Source organism: Paenibacillus illinoisensis NBRC 15959 (assembly GCF_004000925.1).
In the GTDB taxonomy this organism is placed as follows: Bacteria; Bacillota; Bacilli; order Paenibacillales; family Paenibacillaceae; genus Paenibacillus; species Paenibacillus illinoisensis.
This window is the reverse complement of sequence record NZ_BIME01000004.1, coordinates 335283-358638: the sequence shown is the minus strand read 5'-3', so window position 1 is coordinate 358638 and position 23356 is coordinate 335283. Positions and strand designations below refer to the sequence as shown.

General features: G+C 50.0%; 18 protein-coding genes. 1 reads left to right on the top strand and 17 read right to left on the bottom strand.

What is annotated here, in order from left to right; all coding sequences use genetic code 11:
• Positions 1 to 60: 60 nt before the first annotated feature.
• The 15 genes from pknB to PIL01S_RS12935 all read right to left on the bottom strand — a co-directional run bounded on the left by pknB (position 61) and on the right by PIL01S_RS12935 (position 19320).
• Positions 61 to 2268, bottom strand: a complete 2208-nt coding sequence (gene pknB, locus PIL01S_RS13005; protein ID WP_127537873.1) for a Stk1 family PASTA domain-containing Ser/Thr kinase — start codon at positions 2266 to 2268, stop codon at positions 61 to 63.
• Positions 2265 to 3041 carry a Stp1/IreP family PP2C-type Ser/Thr phosphatase gene (locus tag PIL01S_RS13000; RefSeq protein WP_127537872.1) on the bottom strand — a complete coding sequence of 259 codons (777 nt, stop codon included), beginning with the start codon at positions 3039 to 3041 and terminating at the stop codon, positions 2265 to 2267. The genes pknB and PIL01S_RS13000 overlap by 4 nt, the downstream gene beginning before the upstream one ends.
• A gap of 7 nt (positions 3042 to 3048) precedes the next feature.
• Positions 3049 to 4089, bottom strand: coding sequence for a dual-specificity RNA methyltransferase RlmN (rlmN, locus tag PIL01S_RS12995; RefSeq protein WP_095290542.1), 1041 nt, complete (start codon positions 4087 to 4089; stop codon positions 3049 to 3051).
• Positions 4090 to 4279: 190 nt separating this feature from the next.
• The gene (rsmB, locus tag PIL01S_RS12990; RefSeq protein WP_127537871.1) at positions 4280 to 5779 is read right to left on the bottom strand and encodes a 16S rRNA (cytosine(967)-C(5))-methyltransferase RsmB; all 1500 of its coding nucleotides are present in this window, start codon (positions 5777 to 5779) and stop codon (positions 4280 to 4282) included.
• Positions 5776 to 6735, bottom strand: coding sequence for a methionyl-tRNA formyltransferase (gene fmt / locus PIL01S_RS12985; protein ID WP_174818691.1), 960 nt, complete (start codon positions 6733 to 6735; stop codon positions 5776 to 5778). Before fmt ends, rsmB begins: the two co-directional genes overlap by 4 nt.
• Positions 6736 to 6741: 6 nt before the next feature.
• Positions 6742 to 7230 (bottom strand): peptide deformylase, encoded by a 489-nt coding sequence (def, locus tag PIL01S_RS12980; protein ID WP_095290270.1) that lies wholly within the window; start codon positions 7228 to 7230, stop codon positions 6742 to 6744.
• A 169-nt stretch (positions 7231 to 7399) separates the two neighbouring features.
• Positions 7400 to 9949: a primosomal protein N' gene (gene priA / locus PIL01S_RS12975; protein ID WP_127537869.1), complete on the bottom strand. Its 2550-nt coding sequence runs from the start codon at positions 9947 to 9949 to the stop codon at positions 7400 to 7402.
• 2 nt (positions 9950 to 9951) lie between these two features.
• Entirely contained in the window at positions 9952 to 11187 is a 1236-nt protein-coding gene (coaBC, locus tag PIL01S_RS12970) for a bifunctional phosphopantothenoylcysteine decarboxylase/phosphopantothenate--cysteine ligase CoaBC (protein ID WP_127537868.1), read from the bottom strand.
• A 120-nt stretch (positions 11188 to 11307) separates the two neighbouring features.
• On the bottom strand, positions 11308 to 11523 hold the full coding sequence (gene rpoZ / locus PIL01S_RS12965) for a DNA-directed RNA polymerase subunit omega (protein WP_095290265.1): 216 nt from the start codon (positions 11521 to 11523) through the stop codon (positions 11308 to 11310).
• A 156-nt stretch (positions 11524 to 11679) separates the two neighbouring features.
• A complete protein-coding gene (gene gmk / locus PIL01S_RS12960) occupies positions 11680 to 12252 on the bottom strand; it encodes a guanylate kinase (protein WP_127537867.1) in 573 nt (190 codons plus the stop codon).
• A gap of 13 nt (positions 12253 to 12265) precedes the next feature.
• Positions 12266 to 12526: an extracellular matrix/biofilm regulator RemA gene (gene remA, locus PIL01S_RS12955; RefSeq protein WP_006209218.1), complete on the bottom strand. Its 261-nt coding sequence runs from the start codon at positions 12524 to 12526 to the stop codon at positions 12266 to 12268.
• A 51-nt stretch (positions 12527 to 12577) separates the two neighbouring features.
• Positions 12578 to 13477, bottom strand: a complete 900-nt coding sequence (locus tag PIL01S_RS12950) for a YicC/YloC family endoribonuclease (protein WP_110759221.1) — start codon at positions 13475 to 13477, stop codon at positions 12578 to 12580.
• Between the two features lie 19 nt (positions 13478 to 13496).
• Positions 13497 to 15386: a bifunctional homocysteine S-methyltransferase/methylenetetrahydrofolate reductase gene (locus tag PIL01S_RS12945; RefSeq protein WP_127537866.1), complete on the bottom strand. Its 1890-nt coding sequence runs from the start codon at positions 15384 to 15386 to the stop codon at positions 13497 to 13499.
• 137 nt (positions 15387 to 15523) lie between these two features.
• Entirely contained in the window at positions 15524 to 16357 is an 834-nt protein-coding gene (gene dapF, locus PIL01S_RS12940; protein ID WP_127537865.1) for a diaminopimelate epimerase, read from the bottom strand.
• A gap of 149 nt (positions 16358 to 16506) precedes the next feature.
• A complete protein-coding gene (locus PIL01S_RS12935) occupies positions 16507 to 19320 on the bottom strand; it encodes a calcium-translocating P-type ATPase, SERCA-type (protein ID WP_127537864.1) in 2814 nt (937 codons plus the stop codon).
• Positions 19321 to 19642: 322 nt separating this feature from the next.
• Between PIL01S_RS12935 and PIL01S_RS12930 the strand changes: the two genes are divergently transcribed.
• Entirely contained in the window at positions 19643 to 21388 is a 1746-nt protein-coding gene (locus PIL01S_RS12930) for an Rqc2 family fibronectin-binding protein (RefSeq protein ID WP_127537863.1), read from the top strand.
• An 82-nt stretch (positions 21389 to 21470) separates the two neighbouring features.
• Here PIL01S_RS12930 and PIL01S_RS12925 read toward each other — a convergent pair whose 3' ends face one another.
• Both PIL01S_RS12925 and PIL01S_RS12920 read right to left on the bottom strand, forming a co-directional pair.
• Positions 21471 to 22334: a PHP domain-containing protein gene (locus PIL01S_RS12925; RefSeq protein ID WP_127537862.1), complete on the bottom strand. Its 864-nt coding sequence runs from the start codon at positions 22332 to 22334 to the stop codon at positions 21471 to 21473.
• Between the two features lie 30 nt (positions 22335 to 22364).
• Positions 22365 to 23300 carry a selenium metabolism-associated LysR family transcriptional regulator gene (locus PIL01S_RS12920; RefSeq protein ID WP_127537861.1) on the bottom strand — a complete coding sequence of 312 codons (936 nt, stop codon included), beginning with the start codon at positions 23298 to 23300 and terminating at the stop codon, positions 22365 to 22367.
• Positions 23301 to 23356 lie beyond the last annotated feature (56 nt).

Genomic DNA, 23356 nt, shown 5'->3' with positions numbered 1-23356 from the left:
CTCCGTCGCCCTCCTTTGATTTGTTGTGCATTCCAACCTAACGTCAGCAATAAGCCGTCCTCACGGACGGCTTGTTGCGTTTACGACCTCATTCTTCTCTTTTCCATGACCTTTATCTTTACCTTTATTCATGGCAGACGTATCTTCACTTTCATTATCTTCTTCACCGTCAGCAGGAGTCGAATCAGGTTCACCTTCCTGGTTGCCGTCCACGCTGCCTTCGTCACCACCGCCGCCTTCTTCAGGCTCATTCGCTGGTGGTGGCTGATTACTGATCTCTGGCTCAATGGATGGCACGATTACGGTACCGTTTTTGGCTTCAGCGTAGGTTACCACGTACGTATCCAGGAATTGACCATCACGATATACAGATACAGCACCATTCTCATTCGGAGCAAGAACAAGCGGAATGGTCAGGGCTTGATTCGACTGTTTAATGGTCCGAGTACCCCATTCCTGATTCTTGCCGCGAGCATCTTCGAATGTAATTCGAATCTTGCTGTTTTTGCCTTCTTCTTTTGGTGAAACATTGATATTGAAGGAATACTCGAGCGCCTCAGGAGGATAACCCGTGCTGACGAAAATGGTAATTTTGTCACCAGGTTTCACATCGGCCCCGGCTTCCACAGGCCATTGCTGGGTCACTTTACCCCGCTCAACCGTATAGCTCGACTCTTCCTGAACCTGAGCCAGAACCAGTCCGGCAGACTTGATCATCTGCTCTGCTTCGTTACGGGTGCGATTTTTCAAATCTGGCATTTTCACGGTTTCCGCGCCTCTGCTGACGGTTAAGACAATTTCGGTCTGTTCCGGATCAAATTCTTGATCGGCCCCAGGGGTCTGGGAAATAACCAAGCCTGATGCAACGTCATTAGAATATTCATCTTTACGTTTGATCCGATCCTCACTGATTCCCAGATTCGTCAGATCCTTGACCGCATCCTCGTAGGAATCACCTTCAACGCTGATCATTTTGGTCAGTTCCTTTTCAGCTCCAACACTAAGTTGAATTTCCGAACCTTCCTTGACCACATCACCTTCGTTTCGGCTTTGTTCGAATACGATACCGGGATCGACACCTTCCTTATACTGCCGGATGACATCATCGCTCACAACCAAACCTTCATCCTGTAGCATCTGGCGCGCCTTTTCTTCAGTCTGGTTCACGACATTTGGCACTTTCACTTCAGGCACAACGAGCATGCCTTTGACGTACCACACAACACCCACCATGGCGATTAGAATTAAGACAGTCAATGAGATCAATAGTGTTGGTTTTTTCCAGTTTTTCGTCTTGGGCTTGCCTTTATGGTTCTCCTCGTCCGCTTCCATGACTGGAGCCGCGCCCGTAGAAGTAATTCCACGTGGTTCCGGTTTGATGGCAGGCATGACACGGGTCTGATCCACATCATCCTCATCCGGGAAGTCGATCTTGTTTTCATTGCGACGCTCTGGCATCAAACAGGTTTCCAGATCGTTCTGCATTTCCTTGGCCGACTGATATCGCTCCTGCGGATTTTTTCGCATCGATTTCAATATCACATTTTCCACACTTTGCGGAATCAGCGGGTTGAATTTGCGAGGTTCATCAAATTCTTCCTGCAGATGCTTCAAGGCAACACTGATCGGACTCTCGCCGAGGAAAGGAAGCTGCCCAGTCAGCATTTGATAGAGTACGATACCGAGAGAATATAAATCTGACTTCTCGCCAGTAACAATCCCTTTGGCATGCTCTGGTGAAAAATAATGCACCGATCCGACTACGGAACCAGTCTGTGTAATCGTCGTGGAGGTAACCGCTCGGGCAATCCCGAAATCGGTAACCTTCACACGGCCATTTCGGCCAATCAATATATTATGCGGTTTGATATCCCGATGAATAATCTGATTATGATGTGCATGATCCAGGGCGTCTGCAATTTGGGAAGCAATTCGAACAGCCTCATCCACCTGCAGCGGAGCCCGCTCTTTAATAATCTCATTCAGGTTTTTGCCTTCTACATACTCCATGACAATATAATGAACGTCATCTTCCTGGCCTACATCATAGATGCTTACGACGTTGGGGTGAGATAAGGATGCAGCTGACTGCGCTTCTCGACGGAAACGTCGGATGAATTCCTCATCATGTACAAATTGCTGTCTCAGCACCTTGATCGCCACATTCCGATTCAGAAGCAGATCCTGGGCCTTGTACACAAGTGCCATGCCGCCACCGCCAACACGCTCAATGACTTCATAGCGTCCGCCTAGCTGGTGCCCTATCATGACTCACACCCCGTTTCCGTCACCACGGAACCTTCCTGTTGCACTTCAAACAGCGCAACCGTGATATTATCATCTCCGCCAGCCAGCAGAGCCAGCTGAAGCAGTCGATCGGCACGCTCTTCCAGCGGCAACTCCTGATTCCCTGCCACTTGAACGAGCTGTTCATTGCTGACCAGATTGCTAAGTCCATCACTGCACAACAGCAGAACTTCGCCTGTTTCTAGCTTGATGGGATCCAGATCTACTTTCACTTCTGCATCTGTTCCAAGAGCACGGGTCAGCACGTTGCGACGCGGATGATGAGATACGTCTTCCTTGCTGATCTGACCATTTTTAAACAATTCATTCACCAGGGTATGGTCTTCCGTTAACTGGATCACTTGTTTGTTTGCAATTTTGTAAGCTCGGCTGTCCCCGATATGACCGATAACACCCTCTGCATCATTCAACAAGGCAGCAACCACGGTCGTACCCATGTTGTGGTATTTGTCGTCTCCGGATGCAGTCCGATATATCACTTCGTTGGCATGCAAAATAGCATCGCTGAGGGCAGCAGACAAGGATGCATGTGACAGCCCCGGTTCCAATGTTCCCAGGTCATGCACCAATGTCTCAACTGCCAGACGGCTGGCGGTATCTCCAGCGAGATGCCCGCCCATGCCATCAGCGACAATACCCAGTATATACCCTGTCTCCAGATTGCGGATCCAGGCTGAATCTTCATTAACCGAACGCACGCGTCCGATATGGCTCACATGAACTGTTTTGATCAAAACGTTCTCACCTCAACTCCATATGCTTTGCACGAAGCTGACCGCAAGCGGCAGCAATATCATGTCCCTGTTCACGACGAATGGTTACATTAACACCCTGCTCCGAAAGAATCTTCTGGAAATTGAAAATGTCGCTTCTCGATGTTCTTACATACTTGCGTTCAGGTACGTGATTGACCGGGATCAGGTTCACGTGGCAGAGCATGTTTTTGAGCACACTTGCGAGTTCCGCGGCATGTTCCGGCTGATCGTTCACGCCACCGATAAGTGCATATTCGAATGTGATTCTCCGGCCCGTTTTGGCCAGGTAATACCGAAGGGATTCCATCACATCGTCAAAAGGAAAACGACGGTTTACCGGCATCAATTTGGAACGCAGCGCGTCATTCGGTGCATGGATGGAAATGGCCAGGTTAATCTGTGTATCTTCATCCGCAAACTTGTAGATGTTTGGTACAATTCCGCTTGTGGACACCGTGATGTGGCGCTGACCGATATTCAGGCCCTTTTCGTGAATCATGATGCGCAGGAAAGTCATTGTCGCTTCGTAGTTTTCAAACGGTTCGCCCGAACCCATGATGACAATACTGCTTACACGTTCACCGCGCTCATCCAGAATCTTCTGAGCCTGTACGACCTGAGCAACAATCTCGCCTGCTGTCAGGTTACGCTTCAGTCCGCCCAGTGTAGAGGCGCAGAATGTACAACCGATCCGGCAGCCCACCTGTGTCGTTACACAGATACTGTTACCATAGTTGTGTTTCATGATAACTGTTTCGATTGCATGATCATCATGAAGACCAAACAGGAACTTCACCGTTCCATCCTTGGATTCAAACTTCGTAATTTCGGTAAGGGTTACAAATTCAAATTGCTCTGCCAGCTTCTCGCGCAATGCTTTGGACAGGTTCGTCATCTCACTGAAATCATTTACTCGCTTCACATAAATCCAGTCGAAAATCTGACCACCGCGAAAAGCGGGTTCCCCATTCTCAACAGCCCATTGCTGCAGCTCTTCCAGGGAAAAATCATATATAAAAGGTTTCATTTTGTTGTCAACACCTATTCCTTCTTTTCTTTTCATTCTTCCTATTCTATCACAAAGACCACTTTACATCCATGTATGCCCTAGAGTCTTGCACTTCATGCATTATAACACCTCGGCGCACAAGCCGCACCCCATTACAAAAGAAATCCGCCGAAGTTCCCCCCGGCGGCCTTCCTTGCGTGCTATGGATTTATTCATCAGCTGCACGTGTCAGCCTCGCAATGAAGAAGCCGTCACTGTGTGCATACTGGGGCAGAATCTGCACGCCCCCGTTCACCGGATTCCACTTTTCCATCTCGGTTCCGGTCCAGGCAGAATCCACGGCCTGGTATTCAGGATGGCGCTTCAGGAAGTCAGCGACCATAAGCTCGTTCTCTGCCGGCTCAATCGTACATGTGCTGTAGACAAGAACGCCGCCCGGCTTCAACAGCGGTGCAACCCGGTCCAGCAATTCTCGCTGCAGCCCCGAGATATCTTCGATATCTTCAGGCGATTTGGTCCATTTGACATCCGGCTTCCGGCGAATGACACCGAGACCTGAGCAAGGTGCATCTAGAAGGATCCGGTCGAACGAAACATGAGGATAACGTTCATCCAGATCCAGTGCATCTCCGGTTACTGCGTCGATACAGCTCAGACCCAACCGGTCTGCCTGATCCATGATAAGCTGACGCTTATGTGCATGCACGTCATTGGCAATAATCCGTCCACGGTCCTGCATTTTCTCGGCCATATGAGCTGTCTTACCGCCGGGAGCTGCACAGCAATCCAGCACAATTTGACCTTCTTCAGGTGCGACCGCTTCCGCCACAAGCATGGAACTTTCGTCCTGTACTGAGAACAATCCATCCCGATACCATGACGTTAATGCCATATTCCCACCGCTGCGTACAAGAATGCCGTCAGGACTTAACCGGGAAGGCTCCACCACTGCACCCGTGCTCTCCATCTCGTGCATAAGCTTCTCACGTGTAGTCATTGTCGTATTTACCCGGACACTCACTGCCGGTGGTTCATTATTGGCCTTGCAGATCGCTTCTGCTGTCTCTTCACCGTATTGGCTGATCCAGCGTTTAACCATCCACAGTGGATGAGAGTGCTCCAGTGCGATGCGCTCAGCAGCTGGCAGATCATTCGGAATTCGCAATTCATCCCGGTTACGGATCATGTTGCGCAGAACGCCATTGACCATACCCGAGATTCCTTGGTGACCCAGTTTCTTCGCCAGATTGACGGCTTCACTAACAACAGCATGTTCCGGAATCCGATCCAGATACAGCATCTGGTAGACGCTGATCCGAAGGAGGCTTCGTACCCATGGCTGGAGCTTGGCCATTCCTTTGGCGACAAAACGTTCCAAGAAATAATCAAGCGTGTTTAGTCTTGCGATTGTTCCGTATACGAGTTCGGTTGCCAGCCCCGCATCAGCCGGACTAAGCTCCGCCTCTTTCAAACGACGATTGAGCTCCAGATTACTGTAGGCTCCATCCTGTTCCACAGCACTTAGCACTTTCACTGCAAGTGCGCGTGGAGAAGTTTTGGGTCGTTGAGCGCGCGAAGCTTCTCCCGAGGTTCGGGAGCCCCCAGCGGTTCTGGAACCACCCGATTTCCCTGGATTCGGGCGTCGGTTCTGTTTAGCGTTACCTCTGCTCGGACTGTCTACGGATCTGCCGGATCTATTCTCACTCATCGTAACACCGTGCCCGGTTTCAGCGTACCGCCGCGGCCAAAGTCAGCCGCCTTCATCGCTTTCTTACCGGCCGGCTGAACTTCTGTCAGCCAGAGTGAACCGTTGCCCGTCTGTACCTCGATACCGGATGCATTCAGCTGCAGCACCGTACCAGGCTCAGCTTGTCCTTTGACTCCAGTCTCTGAAGCTCCCAATTCATTGGGATTAGCAGCAGCCCATACCTTAAACACCTGCTCGTCCCACATCGTAAATGCACCAGAGAACGGAACAAGACCACGGATCTGGTTATAGATTTCACGGGATGTTCGATTCCAGTCTATTTTCTCGTCTTCTCTAGTCAGATTGCGGGCATACGAAGCTTCGGCTTCATCCTGAGGGACAGCCGTGGTTTCCCCCGCAATAAGACGGGGCATTTCTGCCTGCAGCAGCTTGGAGCCTGCATCGCTGAGCTTCACAAACATGGTGCCAGAGGTGTCCTCATCCGTAATTGGAACTTCCACACGAGAGATCATGTCCCCGGTATCCAAACCTTCTGCCATAAACATCAAGGTAACTCCCGTTACGGACTCCCCGTTAATAATGGAGCGCTGAATTGGAGCACCACCACGATATTTAGGCAAAAGAGAACCGTGCACATTTACACAGCCTCGTACAGGCATATCCAATACTGCCTTCGGTAAAATCTGCCCAAATGCTGCAGTCACAATCAAATCAGGCTTCCATTCAGCCAATCTGGCCACGGATTCAGGATCACGCAGCTTCACCGGTTGAAATACGGGCAGGCCATGGCGCTCAGCCGCAGCCTTAACAGGCGTTGGCGTGAGCACTTTTTTGCGGCCCTGCGGTTTATCGGGCTGGGTGACTACACCCACCACGTTATAACCCTCAGCGATGAGCATATCCAGAGAAGGAACAGCAAATTCCGGGGTACCCATAAAAACAATATTCAAATCCATCACTCCTTAATTACGTCGCGGTCCAGTCTGATCGGCTGCAATTTCGTACACCTTCTCAGCGATATCCGTGAAGAGTACGCCATCCAGGTGATCAATCTCGTGCTGGAATGCCCGGGACAACAGACCGCTGCCCGTAATAATCAGTTCATTGCCCTCACGGTCCAAGCCTTTAACGGTTACTGTCTCAAAACGGCGAACGTCGCCGTTAATACCTGGAATACTCAGACAGCCTTCCGGCCCAAACTGTTCGCCTTCACTTGCGATGATTTCAGGATTGATCATTTTGATGAGGCCCTGTTCATCCCCGGCATCAATGACAATCAGGCGTTTCAGAATGCCTACTTGAGGGGCTGCAAGACCTACTCCTTCAGCGTCATACATTGTATCCGCCATATCATCCAGCAGTTTTTGTACATTCGGTGTTACTTTTGTAACTTCCTTGGCTCTTTTGTGAAGCACCTCATCTGGTTCTTTAACAATAATACGAATCGACATGTTGTAAGCACCTTCCTAACCCAAATCTCATGTTGGGTATCATTCTTTTGAATATCGTTTGCTTTGTTTTTAATCTATGTTTATACCGCTTGTTCACATCCACATTTTGCTCTAATCATTTTCCCAATTTTTATCACACGAAGTGTCCATGGAAAACGATGCATCATGCTTACATTAACATTTGCGGGTCTACATCCAAACTAATGAGCAGTTTTTGCGCCTGAACATCATCGTCCATGCGCCGGGCTGTCTCCAGGGCGATTCCGATAGCGTCTACATCCCCCCGCCATTTTATCATACATTGGAATCGGTATCTATTCTTGATCCGGGGAATGGGCGAGGCTACAGGCCCTAACACGTCGAAGGCATCGTTGCTGAAACGGTCGAGGCTTCCCAGCCAGCCTGCTGCATTGGCACGTTCTTTCAACAGACGTGTGTAATTTTCAGCCAGCCGGATTAGTACAGGCAATTGCTCATGCGAAAAGGTCACCAGAATCAGGCGGCAATACGGCGGGTATTGCAGATTGCGGCGGTGAAGCAGTTCCTCACGCACAAAAGAAATATAATCATGCTGGCTTGCATGCCCAATGGAATAGTGCTCCGGCGTATAGGACTGCACAAATACCTCACCTGGCAATTGATGGCGCCCGGCACGGCCCGCTACCTGGGTCAACAGCTGGAAGGTCTTCTCGGCAGCCCGGAAATCGGGCAGGTTCAGTGCCGAGTCTGCCGTGATGACACCAACCAGGGTAACATCGGGAAAATCCAATCCTTTGGCAACCATCTGGGTACCAAGCAGCACGTCCGCTTTTTTCTCCCGGAACTGCTTCAGAAGTTTCTCATGCGACCCTTTCTCTGTCGTTGTGTCCACATCCATGCGGATTACACGGATTCCTGGGAACAACTTAGCCAGTTCTTCCTCCACTCGCTGCGTACCTGTACCAAAGTAACGGATATGTTCACTGCCACATTCCGGGCATACCTCGGGAGCAGCTTCCGCATACCCGCAATAGTGACACCGAAGATTGTTTGAACGCTGGTGATACGTCAGTGAAATATCACACTCGGGACAGCCAGCCACATAACCGCAGCTGCGGCACATGACAAAAGTGGAATAGCCTCGGCGGTTCAATAGCAAAACTGTCTGCTCCCCGCGCTCCAAGCGTTCCTCCAGTCCCTTGTGCAGAGCCCGGCTGAACATTGAACGGTTGCCATCCTTTAACTCTTCGCGCATATCAATGATCCGTACATCCGGCAGGTTGTTGCCAAGCGCCCGAGTAGGCATTTCCAGCAGCAGCGGGGCAAAATCATCATTGCTCTGCGAACGTGCGGCATAATAACTTTCCAGCGAAGGCGTCGCGGAGCCCAGGACCACAACAGCCTGATGCTGCTGTGCTCTTTTTACAGCTACATCACGGGCATGGTATTTCGGCGTTTCCTCTTGTTTGTAAGAGGTCTCATGTTCCTCATCCATAATGATTAGACCCAGCCGGTCAAATGGAGCAAAAACAGCGGAACGCGCGCCAATGGCAACCTTTACTTGTCCTTCCCGGATTTTGCGCCATTCATCATAACGCTCTCCACCCGAAAGACGGCTGTGCATAACGGCAACCTGGTCTCCGAATCGTCCTTTAAACCGCTCAACCATTTGTGGTGTGAGGGCAATCTCAGGCACAAGAACAATAGCCTGCCGATCCTGCTCAATACATTGCTGAATCGTCTGCAAATATACTTCGGTCTTACCGCTACCTGTTACACCATGTAACAAAAAGACGCCATGGCGCCTTTCCTGTAATCGGCCATTTATTTTATCGTACACATTCTGCTGCTCTGCAGTAAGAGCAAGCGGTTCAGTGGCGCGAAACTTTCTGCCCTGGTAAGGGTCACGAAAGACTTCCACGTCTTCCGTTACCAGCAGCCCTTTCTCCTCAAGCCCTTTGACGGTAGCCGCAGACACTTGAAGCGTGGCCAGCAATTCTTTCATCGGCATCGGCAGCAGCTCTTTCATTTCCAGCAGAAAAGCAAGAACCTCCTTCTGCCGCTGTGCCTTAGCGGGGAAAGATGCAAGTGCCTCCTGCGCCGCAGCCGCATCTACCGCCAAATCCACTGCCTTCATTGTTTTTTTGTTCAGCTTGTCCTTGATTGCCTGGCTCTCCAGCAATACACCGCCAAGCAGAAGCTTTTTGATCAACGCTGCATGATTGGGATATTTACGGCTCAATTGCTGCAAAGGCACCTGCCCCCGACTTTTAACAAATCGTATAATGTCCTGCTGCACCTTCTCGGAGGTGGACTCCTCTCCCCACACGAAGAGGACATCTTCATCCGACCGTGCTCCGGCCTGCTGTCCATCCAGTGCATCCCCAATAGAGATATATCGTTCTGCTTTACCTTTCAGTGCAGTCGGCACCATGACCTGCAGCGACAAAATGCGGTTGCTGGCATATCGCTCACTCATCCACTCCGCGAGCTGCACCAGATCTTCTGACAAGGGGGGAACGATGTCCAACAGTTCCTGAATGGGTTTCAACTTGAAGGATTCTGTACCGGTACGCGGTACAAGATCAACCACAAATCCCTGCACGGTTCGATGTCCAAACGGCACACCTACCCGACTGCCAATCTCAATCCAATCACGCATCGATTCCGGCACCAGATAATCAAAGGGCCGATCGGTCTGTTTCACCGGAACATCGACAATAACCTTGGCGATCTCCATATTTAATTCCTCCCGGCAATGCGCTCCGCCGCAATCGCAAGCAATCGGTGAGCTATGTCCTCCTTAGACATCACCTGAAGCTCTTCCACCAACCCTTCACGGTCATATATATGAACCGCATTGGTATCTGCTCCAAATCCGATACCCGGACGGGCAACGTTATTGGCTACGATCAGATCACAGTTTTTCCGTTCCAGCTTCTCCCTTGCGTACATCTCTACAGAATGGGTCTCTGCGGCAAAACCAATTAGAAATTGATGACTCTTTTGCTTCCCTAATGTTTCAAGAATATCTATATTTTTAACAAGTTCCAGCGATAGCGTATCGCCTTTCTTTTTTATTTTCTCCTCATGTACTTCCTTGGGACGGTAATCGGCAACTGCCGCAGCCTTAACGACGATATCAGCATGATCCCAGTGACTCGAGACCGCTTCGTACATATCCTGGGCAGACTGCACCTGAATCACTTCCACATTTGTTGGTGGCTGAACTTGTGTACTGCCCATAATGAGCGTAACCTCTGCTCCCAAATCACGTGCTGCTGCAGCTATAGCAAATCCCATTTTGCCGGAAGAATCATTGGTAATATATCTGACAGGATCAATACGCTCAATCGTCCCTCCGGCCGTCACAACCACTTTTTTGCCTTTTAACAATGAGGCCTGTTGTTTCAAGCCCGGTTTGGCTGACTCCTGATCTTCAAAAAAACGTTCAACCACCTCGACAATCGTCTCCGGCTCTTCCAGTCGCCCTTTGCCCACGTATCCGCATGCGAGTTGTCCTTCACTTGGTTCAATCATCAGTGTTCCTCGCTCGGAAAGTAGACGCATATTGTGCTGGACAGCAGGGTGATCATACATATGAACATTCATGGCAGGTGCGATCATTACCGGAGCGGTCGTTGCCAGCAGTGTTGTGGAGAGCATGTCATCGGCCATGCCATGTGCCATTTTGGCAATAACATTGGCTGTTGCCGGGGCAACCAGAACCAGATCGGCCATATCGGCCAAATGAATATGTGATACGACCGATGGCTCACGCTCATCGAATGTATCACTGTAGACTACATTTCGGGTCAACGTTTGCAGCGTTAATTCGGTAATAAACTGTTTGGCAGAGTCCGTCATAATGACATGAACGTCCGCCCCTTTTTGCACCAGTCTACTGCATAATGTAGCCGCCTTGTATGCGGCTATGCCGCCAGTCACGCCAAGTACGATTTTTTTACCGTTCAACATGGTTATTTCCCCCGATATATACGACGTTTAAACGATGAATAGAGAAAAAAATAACAACCTCGCGGTTGTCAAATAAGTCCGGCTTGCGCCGTATGCAGTTGAAGAGCAGCCGCAGGCGGCTTACTCTTCTTCCTCTTCGTCCTGTCCTTTGATGACAACGAGATGATCACCATAAATTTCTTCGAGTGCAACGCCAACCTGTTTATGGGATCTTGCATTTCTCAGATCCGTTTTTTCGCCTTCACGAAGCTGTCTGGCCCGGCGGGAAGCAGCAACAACAAGAGAATACTTGCTGTCGACTTTGTTCATCATTTCATCAATAGAAGGATACAGCATGTTTACAAAACACCTCTTTGCATTAGTATAATCCCTTTGACCTGCCTAACAGAATGCAACCATTCAGTCGTTCACATGAACCGAACTTCGCCCGACTATCTATAGATATATGTCAGCAGTTCTCCGAATAATTGCATCCTGCGGCAGCCAAAAAAATTATTTATTGATCTTACAATGTTCGGCGATAATAATGCTTTCTATTCGTTTGCACGCCAAATCAATCTCGTCATTAACGACAGCGTAATCGTACTGCTCCAGCAGACTAATCTCATCCACGGCTACGGACATCCGGTGATCAATTGTTGCCTGACTCTCCGTACCGCGTCCCTGGATGCGATCTTTGAGCTCGTCCAATGAAGGAGGCAGCAGAAATACAAAAATCCCTTCCGGGAACTTCTCTTTCACTTTTAACGCGCCTTGAACTTCAATCTCAAGAATGATGTCGCGGCCTTCGTTAATCGTTTTCTCCACAAAGTCACGTGGTGTTCCGTAATAGTTACCTACATATTCTGCATGCTCCAGCAGCTGGTCTTCAGCAATCATGTTCTGGAACTCTTCATGACTTCTGAAGAAGTAGTTCACACCATGCTCTTCACCCAGACGAGGCTGGCGAGTCGTTGCAGACACAGAATAGATCAACTCCGGCACACGTTTGCGCAAAGCGCTGCATACTGTACCCTTCCCGACCCCAGATGGGCCGGACAACACTATCAGTAATCCCTTAGACATATTACACTCCATTTTATTCGTCGTTGTCATCATCTTTCGAAGAAAGACGATGGGCGACCGTCTCAGGCTGAACCGCCGACAGAATGACATGATCGCTATCCGTGATAATCACGGCACGAGTACGTCTTCCGTACGTTGCGTCTATCAGCATATGACGATCTCTTGCCTCTTGTATAATTCTCTTGATCGGCGCCGATTCCGGACTTACGATGGATATAATCCGGTTCGCCGATACGATGTTACCGAATCCAATGTTAATGAGTTTGATTGCCATAATCAGGTTCTTCCCCCTATACATGCGACTCTCTTGCCGAAATATGGCCGTTCATTCGATATTCGCCGCCTGCTCGCGAATTTTCTCCAGCTCCGCCTTCATCTCGACAACACGGTTCACCAGAGCCAAATGGTTGGCTTTTGATCCAATCGTATTGACTTCCCGATTCATCTCTTGAATAAGAAAGTCCAACTTGCGGCCTACCGGCTCTTCACTCTTCAGCAGTTCCCTGCTCTGTCCGAAGTGGCTGAGTAGACGCGTAAGCTCCTCCTCTATGTTAGAACGATCGGCAAACACAGCAATTTCCATACCCAATTTATGCTCGTCAAAAGGGAAAGAGCCTTCCTCCTGCATTTCCGTAAGCCTTTGTCTTAACTTGTTGCGGTAATCTGATACCACAGTAGGTGCAAGAGCAAGCATCTCGGTATGCAGCGATTCCAGACGACTAATCCGCCGTTCCAGATCACTGGCCAGATGAAGACCCTCACGCGCGCGCATTTGCTCCAGACTGGACAAGGCCTCTTCCAAGCTCTGCTGCAGCACACGCTCCCATTCGTCCTTCTCTTCCTCCGGAATTGAACTCGTTCCATCGGAATGAACCATGACATCCGGCAATGAAAGCATGTCCATAATGCTCGGTTTGCCCTGCATCCCAAAGCGGGATTCCAGCTGTTCTGCTGCCTGCAGATAGGCCCTGACTGCCTGCTCATTAAGCACGGCAGGAAGAGCCTGATCTTCATCTTTTTCTTTCATTACATAAACATCAATCCGCCCGCGCTTCAGCCGGCTCTGTACTCTTTTCCTCAATCCGTCTTCATAACATGTCCATTCTTTCGGCATGCGCATCATCACTTCACAGTAACGATGATTGACGGATTTGATCTCCAATTGTACCTTGTAGCCTCCAAAATGAAAGGCGGATTGACCGTATCCGGTCATACTGAATGACATCGGCATCACATCCGTTACACTATTGTAATTGATTATTAGGGTTGAAACAAGTAGGACATTGGTGCTCGGACTTCTCCCATACATATTGGGTCAGTTCGGCAGTCATGCCGTAGAACATAAACGGAGTCATCAGGTAGATCCCCTTGAAATGGGCTGTTGCCACATCCAATAGCTCTTTGGCAATTTTTACGCCCATAGCCCGTCCTTCTTCTCCTTCGAGACCAGCCATGCGAGAACGAACTTCATCCGACAGCTGAATGCCTGGAACTTCGTTGTGCAGGTATTCTGCATTTCGTCCACTTGCCAGCGGCATTACACCAACGAAAATAGGCACTTCCAAATGTTTGGTCGCCTCATGCATGGCTACGATCAATTGCGGGTCATAGACAGGCTGCGTCATAATGTAATCGGCTCCGGAGGCAATCTTTTTCTCCAGCCTCTGAACCGCCTTATCCAGATGTTTCACATTCGGGTTAAACGCTGCTCCGATGACAAAACCTGCCTTCTGTTTAAGCGGTTTGCCGGAGAAAGCTACACCGTCGTTCAATTGCTTGATCATACGTATAATTTCAAATGAAGTCAGATCGTATACGGAACTGGATCCGGGAAGATCACCGAAACGCGCTGGATCACCTGTAACCGCAAGCACGTGGTTGATACCGAGAGCGTCAAAACCCATCATGTGTGACTGGGTCCCAATGAGATTTCGGTCACGGCAAGCAATATGTACAAGCGGACGTAAGCCCGTACGATCCTGAACGAGATGTCCCAGAGCCATATTACTCATGCGGGTTACCGCCAAAGAGTTGTCAGCCAGTGTCAGCGCATCCGCACCAGCGGCTTTCAGTGTTTCGGCACCTTTCATGAATTTGGCAATATCCAGGTCACGAGGCGGGTCGAGTTCAACGATAACCGTGTGGCGCTGTTTGACCAGATCCACAATGGTCGGCTGTCCACCACGGCCGGACCGTTCATCCACATTTTCATGCAGTACGATACGCGGTTTTGCTTCTGTTGGGTCAGGCAGGACGATGGGTGCTGCAGTGTATTCGGAAAGAGCCTGTGCGATTGCCGCAATATGATCAGGCGTTGTACCGCAGCATCCACCGATAATACGGGCGCCCAGATCGGCGAATTGCATCGCGGTCTGCCCGAAATATTCCGGTGTGGCACCATAACGGAACTGGCCATCGACGTAGTCTGCCGCACCCGCGTTAGGGTAAACAGACATCGGAACTCCGATTCGCCCGGATACGGTTTCCATGGCACGCATAATTCCGTTTGGACCGGAACGGCAGTTAAACCCAATCACGTCCGCACCCTGCTCACGCATGATCCGGAACGCTTCCGGCATCGTGTATCCATCCAGCGTATGTCCAATATCCTCAACTGCAAACTGCCCAATCACCGGCAGATCACTCAGCTTGCGAGCCTGCAGCAGGGCGATATCCATCTCTTCGATATCATAGAAGGTTTCAAGCAGAATCCCGTCAACCCCTTCTTCAAGCAGGGCAAAAATCTGCTGTTCGTAAAAACGCTTCAGTTCGCTTGTCGATACATTGGTCCGCTTGCCTCCACGAATGGAACCCACGGCCCCTAGAACGTATCCGTTTGAACCGGCGACCTCCTTGGCAATGCGTGCACCCGCACGATTGACTTCCGTCACCTTCGATTCCAGTCCGAACTTGGACAATTTGTCATAGTTGGCAGAGTACGTATTGGTCTCAAATATTTCAGTACCCGCTTCCAAATAACGACGATGCACATCTGCTACCACTTCAGGTGAGACCAAATTTAATTCTTCGTATGAAATCCCAACCGGGAAACCCATTTGGTACAGATATGTTCCCATCGCCCCATCTCCAATGAGAACTCGTTCCTGCAAGACACTCCGCAAATCCGCCTTCATCCCTTTTCCCCCCGCCTAGCTGATCATTTCATACTAATGTAACACAAAAGCCGATCAATAACGTAGAAAAACACAGGTTTTCCATGAAATTCAGTCAAAAAAAGAGGCCCGAAGGCCTCTTGGCTTAACCTGTCATCTTATGATGTGACTCCCTTGAAAACAACCTCTGCCGGTCCGGTCATATACACATGATTGTCAGCTTCGTTCCACTCAATATGCAGGTCCCCGCCTTTGAGGCTAATAACTGCTGTACGATCCGTATGTCCGTTCAATACGGAGGATACAAGCGTTGCACAAGCTCCGGTCCCACAAGCCAGGGTTGGACCCGCACCGCGTTCCCATACACGCATATCGACGAATCCGCGATCACGCACAGTGGCAAACTCAACATTGATCTTTTTCGGGAACATCGGATGAACTTCCAGCACCGGCCCCCAAGTCGAGAGATCAAAGTTCACTGCATCATCTACATAAATGACAGCGTGGGGATTTCCCATCGAAACTGCCGTGAATTTGAACTCCTGTCCGTTCGCTTCAATCGTATGGTCAACCACAGGGTTGGCATCCACTGTTGTCGGAACCTGAAGCCCGTCCAAAATAGGCTCGCCCATATCTACACGAACGGTTGCCACTTTACCGTCAAGTACATTAAGGGTTACCGGCTGCACACCAGCGCCGATGGTTTCAATGGTGATGTGCTCCGACGTCACATGACCATGGTCATAAACATACTTCGCTACACAGCGAATCGCGTTGCCGCATTGTTCCGCTTCCGAACCATCAGAGTTCATAATGCGCATCTGAAAATCCGCCTTCTCCGAAGGCAGTATATAAACGAGTCCATCCGCACCGATGCCGAAGAAACGGTTGCACCATTTCACAGCAAGCTCTGCTGCATCAGCCGGAAGCTGTTTTTCTCCAAATACAACGATAAAGTCGTTGCCAAGTCCGTGCATTTTTGTAAATTCCATATCCTTGCCCACTCCTTTTGGCAGTCTGCTGCCAAAGCGTTATTCTTGCCTGTTTACACAAAAAAGCTATCCTGCAAAATGTCGAAGGCTTTCGCCCCGAATCATTTTGAGGATAGCATAACGAAAACGATAAGGAAATGCTATTGATTTTATGCCGAAAACTTTGTACTTTTCGGTACGAAGCTTCCAGGACCCATCCGGCGACGGTTACGACGGCCACCCCAGACACTGCCTGCCCCCATCAGGAACGTTGGGATACCTGCGGCAACAATGGAAATGGCCCATTCACGCATGCCGAGCGGTACGGTTTTGAAGATCGGCTGCAGCGGTTCTACGTACATCACAACCAGCATCAGCACGACGGACGAGATCACCGCAAGAACCAGATATTTGTTCTGGAGCGGATTCCGGTGGAAGATGGAGCGCGAACTCCGGCAGTCAAATACATGAATAAGCTGAGCCAGAACAAGTGTTGCAAAAGCGACGGACTGTGCTTTGATAAGCTGACCCGGTTGATCCGGAGCTGCTTGAAGGGTAAGCCAGAACGCACCTAATGTACATAATCCGATCAATACACCGCGGCTGATGATTTTCCAGCCAAGTCTCCGGGCAAAAATATTTTCCTTGGCGCCGCGTGGCTTGTGCTCCATCAGGTCCTTCTCCGGCTGATCCACACCCAGTGCCATGGCCGGCAAGCCATCTGTCACGAGGTTCACCCACAGAATCTGTATAGGCACGAGCGGCAGCGGCAGTCCCATCATCATCGCGAAGAACATCGTCAAAATCTCGCCCACGTTGGAAGCAAGCAAGTACCGAATAAACTTCCGAATATTCTCATATATATTACGCCCTTCTTCAATCGCTGCTACAATAGTAGAAAAATTATCATCACTGAGAATTAAGGCAGATGCCTCTTTCGTCACATCCGTACCTGTAATTCCCATCGCAATACCGATGTCCGCCGCTTTGATCGCTGGTGCATCGTTGACACCGTCTCCGGTCATCGCTACGACATGGCCTTTGCGCTGCAGGGATTTTACAATCCGAAGCTTGTGCTCAGGTGACACTCTGGAGAAGACATAGATACCTTCCACCTGTTTATCCAGCTCATCGTCCGTCAATCCTGCCAGCTGCTGCCCGCTTAACGAACCTCCGCCCCGCGGAAGAATGCCCAGCTGCTGGGCTATCGCCTCTGCAGTAGTTCCGTGGTCACCCGTAATCATGACCGTACGGATACCCGCTCTGCGGCAAGTTGCAATTGCATCTCTGACTTCTCTCCGAGGTGGATCAATCATGCCTGCAAGTCCAACGAACACAAGCTGATTTTCGGCAGCATGCTCGTCATCTACTTTTTCCTCAGGGCGTACTTCACGATAAGCCATCCCCAAGACACGCAGGGCTGCTCCGGCCATCTTCTCGTTTGCGGCCATCACTTTCTGTCTCAACGTTCCGGTGAAAGGTACAACTTTGCCTTCCCATAAAATATAGCTGCATTGTCCAATTAACACATCAGGGGCACCCTTGGTGTAGACCATGCGGCCTCCCTGATGCTGGATGAGGACAGACATTCGTTTGCGCTCCGAATCGAACGGGAACTCCTGTTGACGTACATATAACTCTTTGAGACCGGCAGGAGTAAGACCCATTTTGGAAGCCAGGGTGACGAGCGCTCCTTCGGTTGGATCGCCTTTCAGCTCCCATACGACGCCATCCTCCTTGATCGCCTCCTTCTTGCCATCCTTACCCTTTTTCTTATTGCGTTCTTCCGAGAAACTTTCCACAATACTCGCATTGTTACATAACGCACTGATCTGAAGCAGTCTTCGCAGCGTCTGATCACTCTTCAGCTCCACCGTATGGCCGTCTTCCAGCATCTGTCCTTCCGGTGCATACCCGTCCCCGGTGACTTTGATACTGCGACCTTCCAGCCATACATCGGTCACTGTCATCTTGTTCTGGGTTAATGTCCCTGTCTTGTCCGAGCAGATCACGGAGGCACAGCCAAGTGTCTCGACAGAAGGTAATTTTCGTACAATGGCTTTGCGCTTAATCATTCGCTGCACACCCAGCGCAAGTGCAATCGTGACGATCGCCGGCAAACCTTCAGGTATGGCAGCCACCGCCAGACTGACGCCAGCAAGGAACATCCCAATCGCCGGTTGTCCATGCAAAATACCAGCCACAACAACCATCACGGTAAGCCCCAGTGCGACAAAGATGAGTATTTTGCCCAGTTGCTCCAAACGATGCTGAAGCGGCGTCTCCTGTTCCTCGGTATTTTGGATAAGATCGGCAATTTTGCCCATCTCGGTATCCATGCCTGTCCGAATGACAACGCCTCTGGCCGTCCCGCGGGTAACCATGGTCCCCATAAATCCAATGTTTTTCTGATCGCCGAGCGGTACGGCATCGTCTGCAATGGGGTTGCAGTGCTTGCTTACCGGAACCGATTCTCCAGTGAGTGCTGATTCCTCCACATCCAGACTGTTCGTTTCCAGCCATCTTACATCCGCCGGGATGCGATCTCCACTCTCGACAAGGATGATATCCCCAGGCACCAGCTGTTTGGCAGCAAGCTGCACTTCCTGACCTGCCCGAAGAACTTTGGCAAGAGGTGCGGACAGCTGCTTCAATGCGCGGAGGGAACGCTCAGCCCGAAATTCCTGTACGAAGCCCAGAATGGCATTTAACACAATAATCGCCACAATGGTAACGGCATCCAAATATTCTCCGAGCAATCCGGACACCAGTGTCGCCCCCATCAAAACGAGCACCATAAAGTCCTTAAATTGGTTAAGCAGCAGTGTAATTGGGGATATACGTTTTCCTTCACTCAGCTCATTTGAACCGGCGACCTTCCTCTTCTGCGCAACAGCTTCATCCGTCAATCCTTCCTCCAGACTGACGTCAAGCGTGCTGCGAAGCTCTTCTACGCTTAGTTGATGCCACTTGGTCTGTTCCATGCTTCAAGGTTCCCCTCCCAGTCTATATTTCCTGTAAAAGACGTTCATACAGCTGCTCGTGATCGCTAACAGGCAGCTGTATGTTACGCCGGACAAACTACCTGCTCTATATGTATTCGGACAGGACCCCAATTAGCACCCGGATGGTGAATCCTTTCCCTGATGGACAGAATAGGCTAAAATAAAAGTCTGCGGTCATAACGAAGTAGAAGCCGAGTTATCTTATGCAAGAAGGCAAGTGACAAACGAACTGCAACCGGTTCTGATTTCTACATATTCCAGTTGTGTGTTTCAGTTATAGATAGAGAGGAAGTTGAAAAATATGGCATTGGACGGCATTGTTACACGAGCCATCGTACACGAACTGCAGGGCTGCAAAGGCGGCCGCATTAGCAAAATTCATCAGCCTAACGGCCATGATGTCGTACTGACCCTTCGTGCACAACGCGGGAACAGCAAATTGCTGATATCGGCCAGTCCGACGTATCCCCGTGTGCACTTTACGGAGAAGACATTCTTAAACCCTACGGAAGCACCAATGTTCTGCATGCTGCTGCGCAAGCACTGCGAGGGAGCCATTATAGAAGAGATTCGTCAGATCGGCATGGAACGGATCATCCACATCGACGTTCGTCAACGCGACGAACTCGGTGACGTATCTGTAAAACGAATCATCATTGAGCTCATGGGGCGTCACAGCAATATCGTATTGCTCGACCCGGTCACGGGAACGATTTTGGACGGTATACATCACGTTACCCCTTCCATCAGCAGCTATCGGGTCATCATGCCCGGCTTCTCCTACACTGCTCCGCCAGAACAGCACAAAGTCAATCCGCTGGAAGTGAACAGCGCTGAATTCCTCAAGGGTTACTCTGAAACGGAAGAAGAGGCTGCCCGCTGGCTTGTGAATTCATTCAGCGGCCTGAGTCCGCTGATCGCAGGCGAGATTGCTGCTCGTGCCTCTAATCGTGACAATGGAGACGCATCGGCCGAGGCGAACACCCTCTGGAATGCCTTTGATTCTGTGATGGAACCTGTGAGAGAGAATAACTACACCCCTATCACAGGACTGAATGCCAAAGGGAAAATGATCTTCTCAGCTGTCCGTCTTCAGAGTATTCAGGATGCGGAGAAGACCTACGACACGATGAGCAAATGCATGGAGGATTATTACGGGGATAAAGCCGAGCGGGATACGGTAAAGCAAAAGGTAAGTGATCTGCTGCGTTTTCTGCAAAATGAACGAAGCAAAAACGTCAAAAAACTCGACAATCTGAACAAGGATCTGCTCGAAGCCGATGACGCGGAAAAATACAGATTATGGGGTGAATTGTTATTTGCTTCTCTTCACCAGATTAGCAAGGGAGACAAAAGCGTTGAGCTTGTAAACTTCTATGATGAAGATCAGGCAACCATTACCATCGCACTCGATCCCCTGCTTACACCATCGGACAATGCGCAGCGTTACTTCAAGCGGTACAACAAATATAAGAATAGTCTGGCTGTCATTCATGAGCAGCTTGGCAAAACCAAGGACGAGATCGTCTACCTGGACAACCTGCTGCAGCAGCTGTCCATCGCCTCCATGAACGATATTGAAGAGATCCGTGAAGAACTGGTTCAGCAGGGATATCTTCGCGACCGCAACAAAAAAGGCAAGAAGAAAAAGAAAAACGACCGTCCAACCGTACATCAGTTTACCTCGACTGAGGGGATTGACATTCTGGTAGGCAAAAACAACTTGCAGAATGAATATGTCACTAACCGTCTGGCGTCGGCCAATGATACATGGCTGCACACCAAAGACATCCCGGGTTCACACGTTGTCATTCGCAGCACGGACTTCGGGGAAGCTACGCTGGAGGAAGCAGCACAGCTCGCAGCTTATTTCAGTCAGGCCAAGGAATCAAGCAGTGTTCCTGTGGACTATACCTTTATTCGTCACGTACGGAAACCAAGCGGTGCCAAGCCAGGTTTCGTCATCTACGATCATCAAAAAACACTGTTTGTGACACCCAATGAAGAGTTGGTCAAAAGCTTGCCATCCACCATCAAAAACGGATAGGCGGCAGGTGCAACCACAAACAAAATGACACAAAAAAGGCCCAGAACAGAGAATATCGTGTTCTGGGCCTTTTCAATTTGTGTTATAGTTGGCGGTTTGCCGCTGTCCGCAGTTGTTCAAGCACATCCAATGCTACCGTCTTGCTCCCCAGATCCCCGTGAAAAACAACCCCCTGTCTCACACCGTGGTAATCTGAGCCACCTGTCACAATTAAATTAAATTCATGTGCCAATGCGGCATACCTGTGTTCCTCTTCAGGGCCATGGTCGGAATGAAATACTTCAATTCCGTCCGGACGAGAATGCTCAATGATCCGGCGAACCAATTCATCATCTCCATAGAGACCCGGATGTGCAATTACTGCTGCTCCCCCTGCCTCTCTAATCCATTGGCAGGCATCTTCAGGAGCGACACGTGGAACCGACACGAAGCCTGGCTTACCTTCCGCCAGATATCGATCAAAAGCATCCCTCATATCGACAGCATAGCCTTTGCTGACCAGGACATCAGCCATGTGCGGTCTGCCAATGCTCTCATCCGGCTCCAGCGGACGTCCCAGCCCCTCAATGACTTCCTCCCAGCTGATATCAAGGCCAAGCTCCTGCAGTTTGGCAATAATGCGATGATTGCGTTCCTCCCGTGCATCACGAAGTCCATGCAGCCGCTCCAGAAAGAGTTCATCCTTTATATTCATATAATAACCCAGCACATGGATGTCTTTGCCTCCAGCGCGGGTACTGATCTCAACGCCGGCTACAACCTCGATACCGCATTCCAGGCCTGTCTGCTGTGCCTCTGCCACACCTGCTACCGTATCATGATCCGTGATTGCAACGGCTGACAGTCCCTTTTGTTTGGCCAGCCTTACATTTTCGGCAGGTGACTGCATGCCGTCCGAAGCCTGGCTATGCGTATGGAGATCACAGCGTCCGTTAGGTTGATCCATTAACAACATCTCCTTGCTACATGGTTGTGTTCACGATTCCTTACTTCCTTTATCCATCATTTCTTCCGCTCCAGTGTGCTCCTGCTGTCTCAGGTAGTTCAAGAATGCTACTGCGGATAGAGGGAGCAGGGAAGACTTCAAATGAATGGCATAGAATTGTCGTTTGAATGCAAGTCCGCGGATCTCAACAATATGCACGAGACCAAGTGCTAATTCATGCTGAACGGATGAAGGAGACAGCATGGTAATACCCACACCAGCTTCAACCGCCGATTTTACTGCACCCGTACTTCCAAGCTCCATCACGACATTCATGTCCTGCGGGTCAATGTTTTTCTTCTGCAGTTGATCTTCCATGACCTGTCTTGTACCGGAGCCCTTCTCCCGCAGTACAAACGGATAAGCCATAACCTCTTCCAGCTCCACTTCCCCGCGATCGGCGAGCGCGTGACCTGCCGGAACAATCAGCTTCAATTCGTCCTGCATCACCGGTTCCACAATCATGTCGGGATGATGGATCGGGGCTTCGATCAGACCAAAGTTCAACTGATGTTTCAAAATATCGTCCATAATTTGCGTTGTATTCATCACTTTCATTACGATCGAGATATCGGGATATTGCCTTGCAAAGGGACCAAGCATCCTCGGTAAAACATATTCGCCAATGGTCAAACTGGCACCGAGCTGTAATCTTCCCTGAAGCATCTGAGTGAAGGCCGACATAGCTTCATCGGTCTGCCTGACCAGTTCCACGCTCCGCTTGGCATGCGGCAGCAGGGTTCGCCCAGCTTCGGATAATTCTATCTTCTTGGTTGAACGGTGCAGCAGCTTGGTGCCAAAATAGTCCTCCAGTGATTGAATCTGCATCGTCACCGCAGGCTGAGTCATATGTAAGGCTTGCGCAGCTGCTGAAAAACTTCCCTTTTCCGCCACGGTGTAAAAAATATGCAACTGATGAAAATTCATATCTTCGCCCCTCTTCTGTACACTTACCTCATTGTAGCCGATTTCTTGAATTCCAA

What these genes read in the sequence shown, in the direction of transcription:
- pknB (WP_127537873.1), bottom strand. Translation starts at nt 2,268, where the DNA reads ATGATAGGGCACCAGCTAGGCGGACGCTATGAAGTCATTGAGCGTGTT.
- rlmN (WP_095290542.1), bottom strand. Translation starts at nt 4,089, where the DNA reads ATGAAACCTTTTATATATGATTTTTCCCTGGAAGAGCTGCAGCAATGG.
- rsmB (WP_127537871.1), bottom strand. Translation starts at nt 5,779, where the DNA reads ATGAGTGAGAATAGATCCGGCAGATCCGTAGACAGTCCGAGCAGAGGT.
- fmt (WP_174818691.1), bottom strand. Translation starts at nt 6,735, where the DNA reads ATGGATTTGAATATTGTTTTTATGGGTACCCCGGAATTTGCTGTTCCT.
- def (WP_095290270.1), bottom strand. Translation starts at nt 7,230, where the DNA reads ATGTCGATTCGTATTATTGTTAAAGAACCAGATGAGGTGCTTCACAAA.
- priA (WP_127537869.1), bottom strand. Translation starts at nt 9,949, where the DNA reads ATGGAGATCGCCAAGGTTATTGTCGATGTTCCGGTGAAACAGACCGAT.
- coaBC (WP_127537868.1), bottom strand. Translation starts at nt 11,187, where the DNA reads ATGTTGAACGGTAAAAAAATCGTACTTGGCGTGACTGGCGGCATAGCC.
- rpoZ (WP_095290265.1), bottom strand. Translation starts at nt 11,523, where the DNA reads ATGCTGTATCCTTCTATTGATGAAATGATGAACAAAGTCGACAGCAAG.
- gmk (WP_127537867.1), bottom strand. Translation starts at nt 12,252, where the DNA reads ATGTCTAAGGGATTACTGATAGTGTTGTCCGGCCCATCTGGGGTCGGG.
- remA (WP_006209218.1), bottom strand. Translation starts at nt 12,526, where the DNA reads ATGGCAATCAAACTCATTAACATTGGATTCGGTAACATCGTATCGGCG.
- PIL01S_RS12950 (WP_110759221.1), bottom strand. Translation starts at nt 13,477, where the DNA reads ATGTCATTCAGTATGACCGGATACGGTCAATCCGCCTTTCATTTTGGA.
- PIL01S_RS12945 (WP_127537866.1), bottom strand. Translation starts at nt 15,386, where the DNA reads ATGAAGGCGGATTTGCGGAGTGTCTTGCAGGAACGAGTTCTCATTGGA.
- dapF (WP_127537865.1), bottom strand. Translation starts at nt 16,357, where the DNA reads ATGGAATTTACAAAAATGCACGGACTTGGCAACGACTTTATCGTTGTA.
- PIL01S_RS12935 (WP_127537864.1), bottom strand. Translation starts at nt 19,320, where the DNA reads ATGGAACAGACCAAGTGGCATCAACTAAGCGTAGAAGAGCTTCGCAGC.
- PIL01S_RS12930 (WP_127537863.1), top strand. Translation starts at nt 19,643, where the DNA reads ATGGCATTGGACGGCATTGTTACACGAGCCATCGTACACGAACTGCAG.
- PIL01S_RS12925 (WP_127537862.1), bottom strand. Translation starts at nt 22,334, where the DNA reads ATGGATCAACCTAACGGACGCTGTGATCTCCATACGCATAGCCAGGCT.
- PIL01S_RS12920 (WP_127537861.1), bottom strand. Translation starts at nt 23,300, where the DNA reads ATGAATTTTCATCAGTTGCATATTTTTTACACCGTGGCGGAAAAGGGA.